The organism is candidate division WOR-3 bacterium, from assembly GCA_013177935.1.
In the GTDB taxonomy this organism is placed as follows: domain Bacteria; phylum Hydrothermota; class Tepidihabitantia; order Tepidihabitantales; family Tepidihabitantaceae; genus Tepidihabitans.
Window position 1 is genome coordinate 317,094 of the sequence record JABLXZ010000004.1, and the last position, 15,634, is coordinate 332,727.

Here is a 15,634-nt window from a genome sequence, read left to right on the forward strand (position 1 = left end):
AAATTAATCGACCTTTTCCGCCTCGTCCATCACTTCTTCAATTGTTGTTACACCGTTGAGGACCTTACGCATACCGTCCTCCCACAATGTCTTCATCCCGTACTCCCGCGCCAGCGCCCGAATCGCCGATGTTGGCGGTCGGGTAACAACCAGTTCTCGTATTCGGTCATTCAACTTCATAACCTCAAATATTCCCATCCGGCCCCGGTAACCGGTGTTCCGGCAGTGCTCGCAGCCCTTACCCCTGTAAAACTTCGTGCCCGGTGGCAGTTCAAACTCCTCCAGCATTTTCGCCGGTGGGTCATAGGGAACCTTGCACTTCGGGCAAATCCGGCGTACCAGTCGCTGGGCAACAACACCTTCCAGACCCGAGGCAACCAGAAACGGCTCAATACCCATATCAATCAAACGGGTTACGGTACCTGGTGCGTCATTCGTGTGAATCGTTGAGAAAACCAGCTGACCGGTAAGGGCGGCACGAATCGCCACTCCAGCGGTTTCGGCGTCACGAATCTCACCAATCATAATCACATCCGGGTCCTGACGCAGGATATGGCGCAACCCAACCAGATATGTATAACCAGCCCGTTCATTCACCTGGGACTGGCAGATGTCGTCAATGTCGTACTCCACCGGGTCCTCAATCGTGATGATATTTTTGTCACCGGAGCGAATCTCGTTCAAAATTGCGTACAGCGTTGTCGACTTACCCGAACCGGTAGGCCCGGTGATGAGAATAACACCGTGCGGCTTAGCAATCATCTCCCGCAGGGTCTCATAAGACTCCTCCACCAGACCCAGTTCGTCCAGCGACAGCAGGCGCATCCGGTCGAGGATACGCATCACCACCTTCTCGCCGTAGGTCGTCGGGAATGTGGAAACACGGAAGTCAATCTCCCGGCCATCAACGATTGCGCCGTAACGTCCGTCCTGCGGCACCCGCTTCTCGGCAATGTTCATCCGGGACATAATCTTGATACGGGAAACAACCGCTAACTGCAGCGCCTTCTTCGGTGAGACAATCGGATGGAGAATACCGTCAATGCGGAACCGGACCCGCAACCCTTCCCGGGTTGGCTCAATATGAATGTCACTTGCCCTTTCTCGCACCGCACGGATAATCATCTGGTTCACCCATCGCACCACCGGTGCTTCGGATGCCAGCTCCTCTAATTTGCGCGGCTCCAAGCCCTGCTCGGCAACTGCGGCGCTCTCCTCTTCGGGCAGGTCGTCAAGGCTTGTGACCTCGGGCTCATCCGGGATATCGGTTGGCTCTGGCGCCGCATAGTACTGGTTTAGCGCCTGATAAAGGTCAATCTCCCGGCAAACCATCGGCTCAACCTCCATACCGGTTGTCCTCCTTACCTCATCAATTGTAAAAATGTCGCCCGGGTCAACCATTGCCACCGCCAGGGTATTGCCCGAGCGGAAAAGTGGGATTAACTTATTCTTGCGCAAAAACTCTTCCGGGAAAAGTTGCAATACCTCGGAATCAAGTTTAAATGTTGTCAGATCAATAAATGGTACACCGTAGCGCTGTTCCAGTGCGGAACCGCTCTCTTCAATTGGCGTCTGCTCGTCTGCCATCTTACGCCTCCTTTAATGGGCTCTTGCCCAGTTACCTGTTTTAACAAGACTCATTTGCAAATAATTATACACCAAAATTTTGCCACTTGTCAACAAATCAGATAAGATGTAATTGGCAATTGTGAAATGTCAGACAGAACAGGAGTGGCTTTAAACCGGGCTCAATAATCAGCCCGATTTACTGGACAACCACCACCCGATTAACGTTCCCCTTCTCAGTTCGCACAAAATAAACCCCGGGGTTCAAACTCCGCACATCGTTTTCACCCGGCACAAGTTCTAAAACCCTCCTGCCCAGCGCATCAATCAGTTCCACCTTTTTACCCGCAGCACGGCTTACCGTCAACCTCAAACTGCCCCGCACAATGGTGGCGGATGGTTTTCTGTTAATTTCATCGGGTTTTGTCCTGTCCTCAACACCCGCACCGTAAAACTGTAAAATGGCAAAACCGTGCGGCTCACTCACATAAACATATCCGCCAGAATACGCCACATCACCATAACCGGTAACACCGGTGTAATAACCACATACCGGAAATGTGTCCGGACTGGATAAATCCAAAACCACTAACCCGTAAGGAGACATTACGCCATTGATTAGGTCACGGTAATAGGCATAATTACCCGAGATTGTAACCCCGGATGTTATCGTGCAATGTGATGTCACTCTTACCGGATTGTATGGGTTGGTAACATCAATGACCGCAAAATGACCTCGGGCAAGTATAGCAATATGGTTATCTGAAACCGCCACATCATAAAAGTAAGCAATGTCATAATGACCAACCTCTTCGGGCTGAGCCGGGTTTGACACATCAATTACCCGTAAGCCCGCATCCTCATCCGCAACATAAGCATAATCCCCAAGGACATCAACACCCCAGGCGTAGTCCGGCGTATCACAATAACCCACCTCCCTTGGCTCTGCCGGATTGCTGATGTCAATTATCCGTAACCCGGAATAGGCGTCCGCCACATAGGCGTAGTTGCCTCTCACCACCACACCCCGTGCCGAGCAGGGTGTATCATAATAGCCAACCTCCTGCGGTTGAGCCGGGTTGGAAATGTCAAGGATTCTTAAGCCGGCCGCAGCATCCGCCACATACAAGTTGTCGCCCGCTACGAAAAGCCCGGAGGCAAAACAGGGCGTGTCATAAACCCCGGCAAAGAAAGGACGAGCCGGGTCGGTAACATCAATAATCCAGACACCGTTCTCACCATCGGCTAAATAGGCGTAACTGTCGTTCACGGCAACCGACCAGATGTCTTTCGGCGGTTGACATCGGGTAAACTTTACCGGATGCGTCGGGTCCGAAACATCAACCCCCTGAACACCCGAATCACCCCGCGCCACATAGGCGTATTGTCCCAATACCACAACATCCTCGCAGTACCGGTTGATTGCACAGAACCCCACCGCTACCGGTGCTGCCGGATTGGACACATCAATTATCCGCAAACCAGCATAAGGGTCCACAACATACGCATAATTACCCGCAACCGCAACCGCCCGTGCCGCATCCCACTGCCTGCCCAACTGTCTTGGATGAGCCGGGTCCGAGACATCAATTATCAATAACCCGGCATAAAGGTCCACCACATAGGCATAATCACCCCGCACCACAACCCGCCAGGCATAACCCGGGGTATCAATGTACCCTACCTCTCTGGGCTGATACGGGTCTGAAACATCGACAATCCGTAAACCCGAATAACCGTCCGCAATATAGGCACAACCATCTGAAACCGTTACACCAGCGGCAAAACTGGGCGTGTCATAATAACCAGCCGGCTCAGGCTGGCTCGGGTCCGATACATCAACAATCCGCAAACCGGAATAACCTTCAACGATGTAAAGGTAGTTGCCAGAAACCGCAATTCCGTATATTGAGTCCGGATGGGTAACCAGCCCAAGAAAGCGGGGAGTTAACTCATCGGTCACATCGTAGATTTCAACACCCCTTCCCTGTATTACCACATAAAGCCGGTACGGGTGATAAAAAACCGTGCCCGTGACTTCACGAAAACTACGGTTGATAACCGCAACCCTTTCCAGTACACCATGGCGGGCAACATTGAATATTGAAACCCCGTCCCAGACATCAGCAAAAATTAGACTCCGTGCCGATTCCGCCGCAATGCTATAAGCCCTGCTAAAGGGCCAGCGACCCATTAACCGGCAGTTTAAGGAGTCAACACCAAACACAACAGTAACCATCACCAGCAACCCAAACAACAGCCTTTTCATCGTCGCCTCCTATCTAATCAGAAGCACCTTCCGCAGGCTCCCATTTCCCGAGATAAAATAAACCCCGGGACTCAAACCCCGCACATCATTAAGACCGGGTTTCAAAGTCAAAACCGCCCTGCCAGTGATGTCAAGGAGTGGTAATTGCGTTGCTGCCTCAATGTAAAGGTGATTCCTGATAAATGTTTGCTGTTTATTATTCTTCTCAACACCTTTCCATCCATCGTTTTCCGCTATTGAGTGTGTCTCCTCTTGAAATATAACCAGTTTTCCACCAGCACCGGCATATATTTTATTGTCAATCGGGTTGTAAACCATACTTCCTGTCAAGCCAACCTGATGGAGAATAAGTCGGTCAATCAAAGAGTCGTTGTGGCAGTCATAAACAAGTAACTCTGGAGTGGAACTTCCAAACCTCTGCCTTGATATATATAACCGATTCGTGAATGGCGAATAGCATAAATTACCCGCGTAATCAAGAGGTAACTTCCGAATAATAGAATCGGTGGCACAGTCAATCACCGCAAGTTCTTCCCTCTCCTCTCCATAGATTAACCAGTATATTTTGTCCTCTCTCTCGCAATATACCGCAGGATGCCGTTCTGGTTCTTGGCTCATTACATAATCTAACAGTTTTATGACTGAGTGGTGAACGCAGTCAATTACAGAGATTCTGTTTGCATCATACGACCCAACATACAACTTGCGCCATCGGGGATTATAAACGGCGACAACCGGATTCGCCACCCTGCTGTAAATCACATCTATCACCGATTCAGTTTCGCAGTCAACCACCGCGACCTGCCCGCGGTTTCCCCAACCGTAGGACCCAAAAAATATCTTATCTCCTGCAGAATCCCAGACCGAAAAACCAGAGAAAAAAAAGTCGTAAACGGTTGAGTCAAGTTTGAAAATTGTGTCTGCGGAACAGTCAATAGAAACATAAGTACCTCCATAAGCGGTATAAATCCGATTTTGCAGTGAATTGTACACCCCCGTATACCGCTCCTCGCTCAAAACAGACGGCGTTGGGATAACACCAATTATTGAGTCGTTAGCATTGTTAAATACCATCAAGGTATCAGGCGCCCGGATGACATAAACCTTGTTATAACGCGGACACCACACCGGTACTTCCCCTAAAGGGATGTCGTCAATCTGCCGCAAAACCCGACGACTGGTGCAATCAAAAATGAAAAAGGCATTGTACCCGGAGTAGTAGGCGAATATGTACAGTTTATTTCCTACGGGTATATGGGAAATCCACCAGATAGGCAGAGGGGAAATGTCAAGAATAGTATCAAGCGATATTTGACCTGGAACAAAGGAGAAGAACATCAACAATAAAATCATTGCCCTGAACATCACACCACCTTTCATTATCCCGGGAGGGGCTGATAACCCCTCCCGGGCGCTATCTCTCACCATACTGTCGTTTTTAGTACATACCGTTTCCCATCAATATCAAGGTGAACAAAGAAAATCCCGGCACCCACTTTTCTGCCGTAACTGTCAGTTAAATGCCACTCCAGAGTGTGTCCACCTCCAGACTGATACTCGGCAGCAAGGTTTATCACCTTGCGACCAATAGCGTCAAAAACTGCAGCATTCACATATCCCGGCTTGTCAATGAAATAAGAGATAAGAGCACCACGGCTTGTTAGTTTTACGGCAGGAGTTAACATCTCTTCATCCGTAGTTGCCATTCCACCTTCGTTATTTTCTGATTCAGGATCAAATACATTGGGATTTTCATAGAAGTTTGTTGTCTCATATTCTCCTGCGATTACAAGCGTCAAAAAGATGTGCCTGTCATCTTTAGCAATGCAAGAACCATAGCCACAGGCTCGTGGAAGTGGCCGGTGGTCTTCAACCTCCCATCTATTATATTTTGTGAGGTATCTGTACAGGTACAGAGTGTCGCCGGGAGTGCCACCAAATATCGCATATATCCTCTGTAACCCCAAACTCGACCAATCGTGAGAAGTTATTGATGACCCGGGCCTTTGGGACATAGGGGTTGGTCTTAGCATCTCCAACGCTTGATTAGCAGGAAGGTCGGGTCGATACCGATAAAAACCAGTATTATTACCCCCGACAAGAATATAAAGTCCAGGGACCACGACTTGATTTATGGAGTCTATATCTTTCTCCGCATAGCACATTGCCGCACCCGCTTCAGGGGTAAAAGGCAACGGTATGGTATCCCAGCCGTGTTGAACCATAAATGAACTAACCGGACCCCACACGCTCCACTTGCCATTAACATCCTGCCAGCAGGTGCGCCAGAAATAGTCCCCGGTCTCAAGCGGGCTATCGCTGATAAATTCGCTCGCCGGTACCGTCACATCAATCACCGGTTCAAAGAAATCAGGGTTCAATGCCACCTGCAACCGGTAGGCACTGCACCAGTAACGCTTGCCCAGTCAAAAATCGGCTTGTCTCCTGCCATCAGCAACCCATCATCCGGAAACTGGCGATATCCTGGAACACTTTTAACACCTTTTTGCATCCCAACAGAAAAACTCGTGGTTGCCGACCATTCCGACCATGCTGGTGGACTGGCATTGGCAAAACATCCCCTTACCCGCCAGTAGTAAGTTCCAGTTTGTAAAAAGCCCAGCAAAAACTCACCGGCAGCAACGGTTGTGTCAACCAAAAGTAGCGCGAAGTCAGGAGAGAGAGAAACCTGAAGGTTGTATGTATTCCACCTTGGATGGGGCAGCCAGTCAAGAAAGATGTTGTCAGTGGCTACTACCGCACCATTTTCCGGTCCCAGTGCATCAACCGCAATCGGAATCCGGTCAAACGCCCTTTTGTATAACCCACTATCTGCCAGGAGATAAAGATATCCACTAAACAATACCCGATGGGGTGGACTGCTCAGGACCGGCTGGAATGCAAGGGCGACTACTGATCGTATATCCTCGGGCAACGCAATCGGATGTTCTTCGTTCCAGGAACCTTTCAGCCCGGTACGATAATGAAAGGTGTAAATCCAAAGGCAGTTATTATAGTCCGCGGCAACAAACAACCTTTCTCCATAATGGTGCTCGTATGCCATTGCACCCGCGTAATCAATTAACCCGGGAATCGGGTCTATGAACTCACACCAAGTGTCACCCTCATGGCAGTAGGCATAAATATCATCGCTTACATCGCCAATCGCAACAAATGTGTAACCGCGTCCCCGGGCATTACATCCACCAGGACCGACTTCCTCACCACCATTGCCTCCTACGGGGTCGAGTGGAACCCATCTTCCCAAAACCAGCCCGGGGAATGATACTAAGCAGAGTGCTACTATTACTAATGCGGCTTTAAAGTTCTTCATCTTCAACCTCCCTTCTTTTTTATTTTTTCTTACTATTGCCGCATTTAGTTATAAGACTCCAGCCCGATTCTGGACTGGAGTCGCACCCTGCCACCAATCACCTCCCCGGATTTGTTACAAAACTGGAAATCACAAGATAGAACGAGTAGAGTAGAGTAGAGTAGAGTAGGCTGGTCATCATAATTCCACGCCAAGATATTATACAACAAAAACCTGTACTGTCAAGGCGCTAAATCTTGTGTATCTTCGCCTCCTATAATTTATCTGCGAAAAATCACCAAAAAGTGACAAAAAACCGTACCCTCCACAGTCCAGGGGTAATTCCCGGGATAGTCTTCTATAGCCCATCGTTCATCGCCCATTTTACCACCTGTACCATAACCCTTGATTAAATTCCCATCATCACTCCAACACCTATCTTATTGATAATCCATAATGTTATGACGGAAACCGCCGCTGTCGCCCATCCCGGAAAAGATAGCCTGTTAATACCGTTATCAATCTCTGGTATCGTGACCTGGAGTAATTTCGCCATCGTCCTGAAACCCGCTCTGAAATCGACCTTTTATACCCCACCAGAAGCCAAAATCCTCAGCCTGTATATTTAAGACCCTGTTTTGTTTGCCAATTCACGCTCTTTGAAAGCTCTTACTTCTGTGCCATTTTCCTTTAATAGCAGCCTAACACCAATCACCGCGCCGCTTTGAAGCAAGGGTGATATATGGCAGATTTGACAAAGAGCCGATAACTGGTAGATTGAAGGATAGTATGAAGGTTTTTGTCGTTGGTAGCGGTGGTCGCGAGCATGCCCTGGTCTGGGCATTTTCCCGCGCCGGTCATGAGGTTTTCTGCGCACCCGGCAATGCGGGTATTTCCCGGCTGGCACAGTGCACCGAGATTGACCCGCTAAACATCAAAAGCCTTGCTCAATTTGCCCGCAAGCAGAAGATTGACCTGACCGTGGTTGGACCTGAGGCGCCGCTTGTTGCCGGTCTGGTTGATGAGTTCGAAAAGAGTGGATTAAAGGTGTTTGGACCGAACAAGACCGCTGCCCAACTTGAAGGCGACAAGGCGTTTACCAAAAACCTCCTTGCCAAATACAACATCCCAACCGCCCGGTTTGCGGTGTTTGACGAGTTTGACCGGGCAGAGAACTATCTCCTGAACCAGCGGTTTCCGATTGTTGTGAAAGCCACCGGTCTGGCAGCGGGCAAAGGCGTGGTTGTTGCCGGTAGTAGAGAAGAGGCGATTGCCACCCTCAACAGTTTTATGAAAGAAGGAAGACTGGGTGAGGCGGGCAAACAGGTGGTGATTGAGGAGTTTCTTGAAGGTGAAGAGGCGTCAATCATCGCCCTGTGCGATGGCAAACACCTCCACTTCCTTGTACCGTCGCAGGACCACAAGCGGCTTCTGGATGGCGATGCTGGACCGAACACCGGTGGTATGGGTGCCTATGCACCGGTACCAGCGGTAACTAAAGAAATTTTCCTGCGGGCGGTGCGCGAAATATTTTATCCGTTACTCAAAGGTCTGGAAAAGGAAGGAATTGAGTACCGGGGCGCAATCTATGCCGGATTGATGCTCACCCCAGAGGGACCAAAGGTCCTTGAGTTCAACTGCCGGTTTGGCGACCCAGAAACCCAGGTTATTGTTCCCCTTTTTGAAGGCGACCTTGCCGAACTGTGTCTGAAATGCGCACTTGGAAATTTGGAAGAGCAGACAACTCCGGAATGGGGCAAGCGCTGGGCTTTGTGCGTTGTTGCCGCGTCTCAGGGCTATCCGGGCAAATACGAAAAGGATTTGCCCATCTCGGGCAAACTGGAAGATGGCGAACAGACCATCGTTTTCCATGCCGGGACAAAAACGGTGGACGACCGGATTGTCACCAACGGTGGTAGAGTTCTGGCGGTTACCGGCTTGGGTTCTACCTTGTCGGAAGCGCGGGACCGGGCATATTACGGACTTGGACTTATCCACTTTTCGGGAATGCATTACCGCCGGGACATCGGTGAAAAAGGGTTAAAACATCTCGCCCGCACAGTTAGCAGCCCTTAAACCGCTATGGGTAAGGAAAAGGATATCGCCCGGGCACTGCAAAAGGGCGGGGTTTTCGCACCGCTGTTCGGCACAACCTGTATATTGAGCACCGATAAAGAAACGATTGTCCGCCTGCTCGGCAGTGCCTATCAACTGGTGCACCCCGAAAAATTACCTTCATCAGATTTGAAATCGTCCGGACTTCTAAACCTGCCGGTGGTTTTGATTACCGAAAAAGGCGGACCCGGCTGGACCATCGCGCCCGCAGGACTGCCAGAAGCGGTTGTTGGTCTTGTTGACCAGAAGGTCTGGTTTGGCATCCCGGACCAGGAGGAAAATCTTGAAGAACTTCTGGAAATGGCGGGCAACTGGATAAAGATGCGACTTAGTAAGGATATGGCTATCGGCATTGGACCCACAGTACTTGACATTACCAGTTCGCCGCCGGTTGTTCTGCGTAAAGGCGCTGCCGGCGTATTTCAATTGGAGCGGATTCTGGGTGCACCGGTTTTACTTAGTCCCGGGGTGATACTTTCTGTACTTGTTGTCTGCACCGGCAACTCCTGCCGGAGTCCGCTCGCCGCGGCATTTCTGTCCCAGACCTGCACCGGTATGCCGGTTGTGGTCAGTTCTGCCGGAATTGCGGCACCGGTTGGCAATCCACCAACCCAGTTCGCGATTGCTGTGGGAAAGGAAATGGGTGTTGACATCACCAGCCATCGGGCGCGGCAACTGGACAAAAAGATGGTTGAAATAGCGGACCTGATTCTGGTAATGGAACAAACTCAGCGCCAGTTTATTCTTGAACAGGTGCCTGAGGCGGCAGACAAAGTCCGGCTTCTTGCCGGCTATCCAGAAAAGGAACAGGAGATTGCCGACCCGATTGGTCGTTCAATAGAATTTTACCGACAGGTCGCACTGCAACTCAAATCGGGCGCGCTCCGGGTTGCCGCGGACCTCAAAAACCGCTGGAAAACGGAGCCGCACCCTGACAATTAAAGGAAGATAAAAAGGAGTGATTATGGAGTACTTTTTAACCGAAAGTCAGAAAGAAATCCGGGACCTTGCCCGGCGTTTTGCGGTCGAGAAAATCAAGCCGGTGCGCGCCGAACTGGACCGCACCGGTGAATTCCCCTTCGCCCTGATGAAAGAGATGGCAGAACTGGGCTTGATGGGCGTGTACATTCCTGAAGAGTACGGCGGATTTGGCGGTGGCATAATGGAGATGTGCCTGGTCGTTGAGGAACTGTCGCGCATTGACGGCGCAGTTGCCCTCTGTTATGCCGCCTGTGGTCTTGGCACCTTTCCCATCCTGCTTGCCGGCACCGAAGAGCAGAAGAAAAAGTATTTGCCCCGACTTGCTGCCGGTGAACTGGCGGCATTTGCCATCACCGAAGCCCAGGCTGGCTCTGACGCCAGCAATGTGAAGACCCGGGCGCGGCGCGAAGGCGACTATTATGTCCTTAACGGCACCAAGCAGTTCATCACCAATGGCAGTGTTGCGAAGATTTATACCGTTATCGCTTCCACTGACCCGGGACGCGGGGCGCGCGGGCTTTCTGCCTTCATCGTCGAAGATGGCACACCGGGATTCACCTATGGCAAAATTGAAGACAAGATGGGCATCCGCTGCTCAAAAACCGCGGAACTGGTCTTCCAGGACTGCCGGGTGCCAGCCGAAAACCTTATCGGTGGCCGCGAAGGTATGGGTTTTGTCCACACGATGCGCACCTTTGACCGCACCCGGCCCGGAGTTGGTGCTCAGGCGCTTGGTATTGCGCAGGGTGCGCTTGACGAAGCCCTGGAGTACGCCAAAACCCGGATTCAGTTTGACCAGCCCATCGCCAGTTTCCAGGCGGTACAACTGATGCTCGCTGATATGGCGATTCAGATTGAAGCCTCGCGGGCACTGGTTTACGAAGCGGCGCGTGCCGCCGATGCCGGGGTCAAGAACATCGCCGGTCTCGCGGCAATGGCAAAGGTGATGGCATCAGACACTGCAATGCGCGTCACCACCGATGCGGTGCAAATTTTGGGCGGCTACGGCTATATGAAAGACTACCCAGTAGAGAAGATGATGCGCGACGCCAAAATCACCCAGATTTACGAAGGCACAAACCAGATTCAACGCCTGGTCATCGCCTCGGAGTTGATTAAAGGAACCCTCTGGTAAACGGTATGGAAAGCCGATTTGATGCGGTGCTGATTGGTGCCGGTCCTGCCGGCTATGTCGGCGCAATCCGCCTTGCCCAGTTAGGCAAAAAGGTTGCGGTGGTTGAAGAAGCCCGGGTCGGCGGTGTCTGCTTAAATCGGGGCTGTATTCCGGTAAAGTCCCTTCTTCACGCCGCAGCGGTGGTCCGTAACGCCCAGGAAGCCCGGGTGATGGGCATCACATTCCAGCCACCCGAACTTGACCCGGTTAGTCTCAACTCCTGGAAGGCGCGCATCATCGACCGTTTGGCACGGGGCATTGAATTCCTGTTCAAAGCCAACGGTGTGGAACTGTTCCGGGGCAAAGCCCGAATTGTTGCACCGGACCAGGTTGTTGTTCAGGGCGGTGAGACTGAAACGCGCCTTTCTGCCCCTTACATCATCATCGCCACCGGCTCAGAACCCGCAATATTACCTGGATTAGAACCGAACCATAAAAATGTCATCGACTCCAACAGCGCCCTGAATTTGGTCCAGTTGCCCCTAACAATCGTCATCGTCGGTGCCGGCGCGATTGGTCTGGAGTTCGCAACCATCTTCCGGCGCCTCGGTGCTAAAGTCACGGTTCTTGAGGTGTGCGACTCAATTTTGCCCGGGATTGACCGCGACCTTACCACCCTTCTCCAGCGTCAGATGGAACGGGAAGGGATTCAGTTTCACACCGGGGTCAAAGGCTTATCCTGTCCAGTTCCCGCGGAAAACGCCCGGGTTTGTGCCCAGGCACCTGAACCTCTTGAATGGCAGGCGGACAAGGTGCTGATTGCGGTGGGCAGAACAGCCCGAACCGCAGAACTGGGCATTGAAAATCTCGGAATAAAGGTTGACCAGCGCGGCTTTATTGTCACCAACGGGCAGTACGAAACGAACATCAAAGGGGTTTATGCGATTGGTGATGTCCGGGGCGGACCGCTTCTTGCCCATAAGGCGATGTACGAAGGTTTCAACCTTGCCGAAGCGCTTGCCCTGGGCAAAAAGCCGGTTCCCGGCGAAAAAAAGCCCATCCCCGCGGTTGTTTACACCGACCCGGAGATTGCCACGGTGGGACTGACCGAAACTATGGCTCAAGAACAGGGGTTGAAGGTAAAAGTCGCCCGGGTACCGGTCAACGCCATTGGCAGGTCCTTGACCTTAAGCCGCTCCGAAGGGATGTGTAAACTCGTGATGGACGAAAAAACCGGGAAAATTCTGGGCGGCGGTGTTGTTGCTGCACAAGCGGATGTCCTCATCGCCGAAATCACCGCCGCGGTTGAACTGGGCTTAACCGCGGAACAGTTAGGCAAACCGGTTCATCCCCATCCAACAATGAGCGAACTGGTGTTTGAAACCGCCCATGCCCTGCTCGGCAGCGCCATTCACATCGTCAACCGGTAAACATCGAGAATGGGTTGCCCGCTTTTGATGCAACTGGGCACCGTTGACTACGGTTCAGCCCTTGAACTCCAGTACGAACTGCACTCTCTCCGGCGCAACAACACAATTGATGACACCCTTCTCCTGCTTGAACATCCGCCGGTCATCACCTTTGGCCGCCGGGCAAACCGAAAAAACCTGCTCGTCTCAGAAGAGGAACTTGCGCTCCGGGGTATAAAAGTTTATCAGATTGAACGGGGCGGTGACATCACTTATCACGGTCCAGGACAACTAATCGGCTACCCGATTTTTCACCTGCGCACCGGGCTCCTCGGTATCCGGCGGTTTGTCGAAATGGTGGAACAGGCGTTAATTCTTGCTCTGAAAAACCTTGGAGTTGACGCCGGTGTAAAACCGAAACAGATTGGGGTCTGGGTTCAGGACAAGAAAATCGCCTCGCTGGGCATCGCGGTAAAAGAACACATCACCCTCCACGGCTTTGCCCTCAATGTCAAGGGTGAACTCGCCGGCTTTCAACTCATCAACCCTTGTGGGTTAAATCCGTCGGTAATGACGACAATTGAACGCTGCGGCGGGGAAAACGCGATGCCTCTTGTCCGCGCGGCGGTCATCGCCGGATTTGAACAGATTTTCGGGATTGAATTTCAGAAAAACTTGCCCCGCAGTTTGACCTCGCTGACAAAACGGCTCAACTCCTTTTGCATCTCCTCCGCATCAGACCGAGAATAAGGACTTTTCTTCCGATAACTCTCAGAACGGGCATTCTCGGGTACAAACTGCTGCAACACCACCCGTTTTGCTCCCTTCAAAACGGAACCAATCTCCGCCATATCACCCTTCTCAACCAGACCGGGCACCAGCGTAATCCGGAACTCAACCTCCTTGTCCGATTGCAACAGCAGTTTGATGGAACGGCGCAGCGGCGCCAGGTTGGGCAGGTCCCGACCGCTCGCGATGGAATAACGCTCGTCAAGGGGCGCCTTGATGTCCATCGCCACAAAGTCAACCAGTTGCAACGCCATTGCCCGTTTTAAGGCATAGGGGAACGAGCCGTTGGTGTCCAGTTTCACCTTTAACCCCAGCCGCTTGATATCGGCACACAACTGAAATATCTCGGGATGCATTAACGGTTCCCCACCGGTCACGACAACCCCATCGAGCCAGCCCAGTTTCCGCTCCAGTTCGGGCTTAAGTTCGTCCCAGGTAATCTGGGGCAGGCTTGGGTCGTCGTTGGCGATGGAACTGTTATGACAGAAAGGGCAGACAAAGTTACAGCCGCCGATAAAAATCACCGAGGTGATTTTGCCATCCCAGTCCACGAGTGATGTTGGGATGAAGCCGAGAATGCGCATCGCCGAATAATAAACCGTGCACCGCCTGAGTCAAGTAAAATAGGGGCACGCTGCAGCGTGTCCTTACATATCCATTTTATGGCTATTTCAGAAGCAACACCTTGACCTTTGTGCAGGCATCAGGGGTTTTGATTCCTAAGAAATATATCCCGGGACTCAAACCTTTTGCCTCCCAGTTGAATACACCCGGACCCGCCGGCACATCAAATTCCCACTGACCTACCTGCCTGCCTGCCGCATCATTGACGACAAGCGAAAACCGCCCCGTGGTAACAGCATAGTAATGAATGAAAGCCCGCTTTCGCACGGGATTGGGGAAAACCACAGGCTGGACTCGGGGCTTTAGGTTTTTTCTCTGCTCTGCAATTCCCGGATGTACCATCCCCAATGAGTCGGTCTTAACAAAACAATTATAATTCCCCAGATATCCGGAAAACAGAAATCCCCCATCTAAGGCGGTTTCGGCACAATAGATGTCAGAGAAATGATTTGAGTCTGGGGTACCAAAATCCCGAACCCAGACAACCTCGCCCGAGCGGTTAAAGCGAATCAACTTTGCTAATGCATAGTAAGGGGTGAGTTCACAACGGCCCCCAACAACACAGCCACCGTCACTAGCTGGGGTAACTGTCCAGAGATACCAAAGAGGATAACGAATATGGGGAAGCACATAGCGCCACTGCTCATTACCCCACCGGTCAACTTTCCAGGCCCACGTGCCCATCTTTTCTGACCAGGCGGTTGGACCACAGGCGACATAACCACTGTCCGCAGTCTCACATAAATCTGAAATGACCGCCCTATCCAGGGCGGTGTCATTAAAAACACTTATCCACTGGATGTTACCTAACCGGTCAGTTTTCACCAGCGCCGAGGTAAGGGTCAGTCCATGTAATAACTCCACCCGACAGCCAAGTATGAATCCACCATCTGATGACTTTTGCAGCCGGAGGAGCGCAAGGGTAGAATCGTGAAGCGGTGGATACTCTTTTGTCCATAAAAGATTGCCCGCCCGGTCAAATTTCCATAACTGCCAGTGAGTTTCCCACTCATTCCCGTTCTCCTTGTCCAAAACCACCGTTACCGCAAAACCGGAATCTGGAGTAGGACATAGCCCCGAGAAATCTATACCGTTTTCATCCGTACAATCATAAAATTTAATCCAGCGCAGATTGCCAAGTGGACCTATCTTTGCAATAATCTCGCGTGCATTGGTTGTGTGCGGCTCATAAACCACCCAACCCCCAGTGGCAACATATTCGCCATCCAGGGTTTGACAGATATGACGAAAACTCGAGTGCCCAGGGAAACGGGGTGGATAGTATTTAAGCCAGAGGGAATCACCCTCAGGGGAAAACCGATACAACCCAGCGTATCCACCGTTCATATTGGCGGAATCAATAACCCCGACCTCTATCAAATAACCTGAATCAGGTAGAACCACAATAGAGTTAGATCCCGGCATACTTCCAAAGAAAACATTGTTAGAGTGGC

13 protein-coding genes are annotated in these 15,634 nt (G+C 51.4%); 5 read left to right on the forward strand and 8 right to left on the reverse strand.

Features of this window, described 5'->3' with window-relative positions; genetic code table 11:
* Nucleotides 1–3: 3 nt before the first annotated feature.
* The 6 genes from HPY86_08100 to HPY86_08125 all read right to left on the reverse strand — a co-directional run bounded on the left by HPY86_08100 (nt 4) and on the right by HPY86_08125 (nt 7,378).
* Entirely contained in the window at nt 4–1,587 is a 1,584-nt protein-coding gene (locus HPY86_08100) for a type II/IV secretion system protein (protein NPV14874.1), read from the reverse strand.
* Between the two features lie 178 nt (nt 1,588–1,765).
* Nucleotides 1,766–3,835: a hypothetical protein gene (locus HPY86_08105; protein NPV14875.1), complete on the reverse strand. Its 2,070-nt coding sequence runs from the start codon at nt 3,833–3,835 to the stop codon at nt 1,766–1,768.
* Between the two features lie 9 nt (nt 3,836–3,844).
* Nucleotides 3,845–5,263 (reverse strand): hypothetical protein, encoded by a 1,419-nt coding sequence (locus tag HPY86_08110; GenBank protein NPV14876.1) that lies wholly within the window; start codon nt 5,261–5,263, stop codon nt 3,845–3,847.
* Nucleotides 5,257–6,228: a hypothetical protein gene (locus HPY86_08115; GenBank protein ID NPV14877.1), complete on the reverse strand. Its 972-nt coding sequence runs from the start codon at nt 6,226–6,228 to the stop codon at nt 5,257–5,259. The genes HPY86_08110 and HPY86_08115 overlap by 7 nt, the downstream gene beginning before the upstream one ends.
* Nucleotides 6,213–7,169 (reverse strand): hypothetical protein, encoded by a 957-nt coding sequence (locus tag HPY86_08120; GenBank protein ID NPV14878.1) that lies wholly within the window; start codon nt 7,167–7,169, stop codon nt 6,213–6,215. The genes HPY86_08115 and HPY86_08120 overlap by 16 nt, the downstream gene beginning before the upstream one ends.
* Before the next feature lie 44 nt (nt 7,170–7,213).
* The gene (locus HPY86_08125) at nt 7,214–7,378 is read right to left on the reverse strand and encodes a hypothetical protein (protein NPV14879.1); all 165 of its coding nucleotides are present in this window, start codon (nt 7,376–7,378) and stop codon (nt 7,214–7,216) included.
* Nucleotides 7,379–7,937: 559 nt separating this feature from the next.
* Between HPY86_08125 and purD the strand changes: the two genes are divergently transcribed.
* From purD to lipB, 5 genes are read left to right on the forward strand one after another with little or no spacing between them, the layout of a single operon-like run.
* Complete coding sequence (gene purD, locus HPY86_08130; protein ID NPV14880.1) at nt 7,938–9,224, forward strand: phosphoribosylamine--glycine ligase; 1,287 nt, start codon at nt 7,938–7,940, stop codon at nt 9,222–9,224.
* Nucleotides 9,225–9,230: 6 nt separating this feature from the next.
* Entirely contained in the window at nt 9,231–10,205 is a 975-nt protein-coding gene (locus tag HPY86_08135; protein NPV14881.1) for a low molecular weight protein arginine phosphatase, read from the forward strand.
* Nucleotides 10,206–10,227: 22 nt separating this feature from the next.
* Nucleotides 10,228–11,379: an acyl-CoA dehydrogenase gene (locus HPY86_08140; protein ID NPV14882.1), complete on the forward strand. Its 1,152-nt coding sequence runs from the start codon at nt 10,228–10,230 to the stop codon at nt 11,377–11,379.
* Nucleotides 11,380–11,384: 5 nt separating this feature from the next.
* Nucleotides 11,385–12,788 carry a dihydrolipoyl dehydrogenase gene (lpdA, locus tag HPY86_08145; GenBank protein ID NPV14883.1) on the forward strand — a complete coding sequence of 468 codons (1,404 nt, stop codon included), beginning with the start codon at nt 11,385–11,387 and terminating at the stop codon, nt 12,786–12,788.
* Between the two features lie 9 nt (nt 12,789–12,797).
* Nucleotides 12,798–13,517, forward strand: a complete 720-nt coding sequence (gene lipB, locus HPY86_08150) for a lipoyl(octanoyl) transferase LipB (protein ID NPV14884.1) — start codon at nt 12,798–12,800, stop codon at nt 13,515–13,517.
* Here lipB and HPY86_08155 read toward each other — a convergent pair.
* Both HPY86_08155 and HPY86_08160 read right to left on the reverse strand, forming a co-directional pair.
* Nucleotides 13,433–14,140 carry an anaerobic ribonucleoside-triphosphate reductase activating protein gene (locus HPY86_08155; GenBank protein NPV14885.1) on the reverse strand — a complete coding sequence of 236 codons (708 nt, stop codon included), beginning with the start codon at nt 14,138–14,140 and terminating at the stop codon, nt 13,433–13,435. The genes lipB and HPY86_08155 overlap by 85 nt on opposite strands.
* 82 nt (nt 14,141–14,222) lie before the next feature.
* Complete coding sequence (locus HPY86_08160) at nt 14,223–15,527, reverse strand: T9SS type A sorting domain-containing protein (GenBank protein ID NPV14886.1); 1,305 nt, start codon at nt 15,525–15,527, stop codon at nt 14,223–14,225.
* Nucleotides 15,528–15,634 lie beyond the last annotated feature (107 nt).

What these genes read in the sequence shown, in the direction of transcription:
- HPY86_08100 (NPV14874.1), bottom strand. Translation starts at nt 1,587, where the DNA reads ATGGCAGACGAGCAGACGCCAATTGAAGAGAGCGGTTCCGCACTGGAA.
- HPY86_08105 (NPV14875.1), bottom strand. Translation starts at nt 3,835, where the DNA reads ATGAAAAGGCTGTTGTTTGGGTTGCTGGTGATGGTTACTGTTGTGTTT.
- HPY86_08110 (NPV14876.1), bottom strand. Translation starts at nt 5,263, where the DNA reads ATGGTGAGAGATAGCGCCCGGGAGGGGTTATCAGCCCCTCCCGGGATA.
- HPY86_08120 (NPV14878.1), bottom strand. Translation starts at nt 7,169, where the DNA reads ATGAAGAACTTTAAAGCCGCATTAGTAATAGTAGCACTCTGCTTAGTA.
- purD (NPV14880.1), top strand. Translation starts at nt 7,938, where the DNA reads ATGAAGGTTTTTGTCGTTGGTAGCGGTGGTCGCGAGCATGCCCTGGTC.
- HPY86_08135 (NPV14881.1), top strand. Translation starts at nt 9,231, where the DNA reads ATGGGTAAGGAAAAGGATATCGCCCGGGCACTGCAAAAGGGCGGGGTT.
- HPY86_08140 (NPV14882.1), top strand. Translation starts at nt 10,228, where the DNA reads ATGGAGTACTTTTTAACCGAAAGTCAGAAAGAAATCCGGGACCTTGCC.
- lpdA (NPV14883.1), top strand. Translation starts at nt 11,385, where the DNA reads ATGGAAAGCCGATTTGATGCGGTGCTGATTGGTGCCGGTCCTGCCGGC.
- lipB (NPV14884.1), top strand. Translation starts at nt 12,798, where the DNA reads ATGGGTTGCCCGCTTTTGATGCAACTGGGCACCGTTGACTACGGTTCA.
- HPY86_08155 (NPV14885.1), bottom strand. Translation starts at nt 14,140, where the DNA reads ATGCGCATTCTCGGCTTCATCCCAACATCACTCGTGGACTGGGATGGC.
- HPY86_08160 (NPV14886.1), bottom strand. Translation starts at nt 15,527, where the DNA reads ATGAACGGTGGATACGCTGGGTTGTATCGGTTTTCCCCTGAGGGTGAT.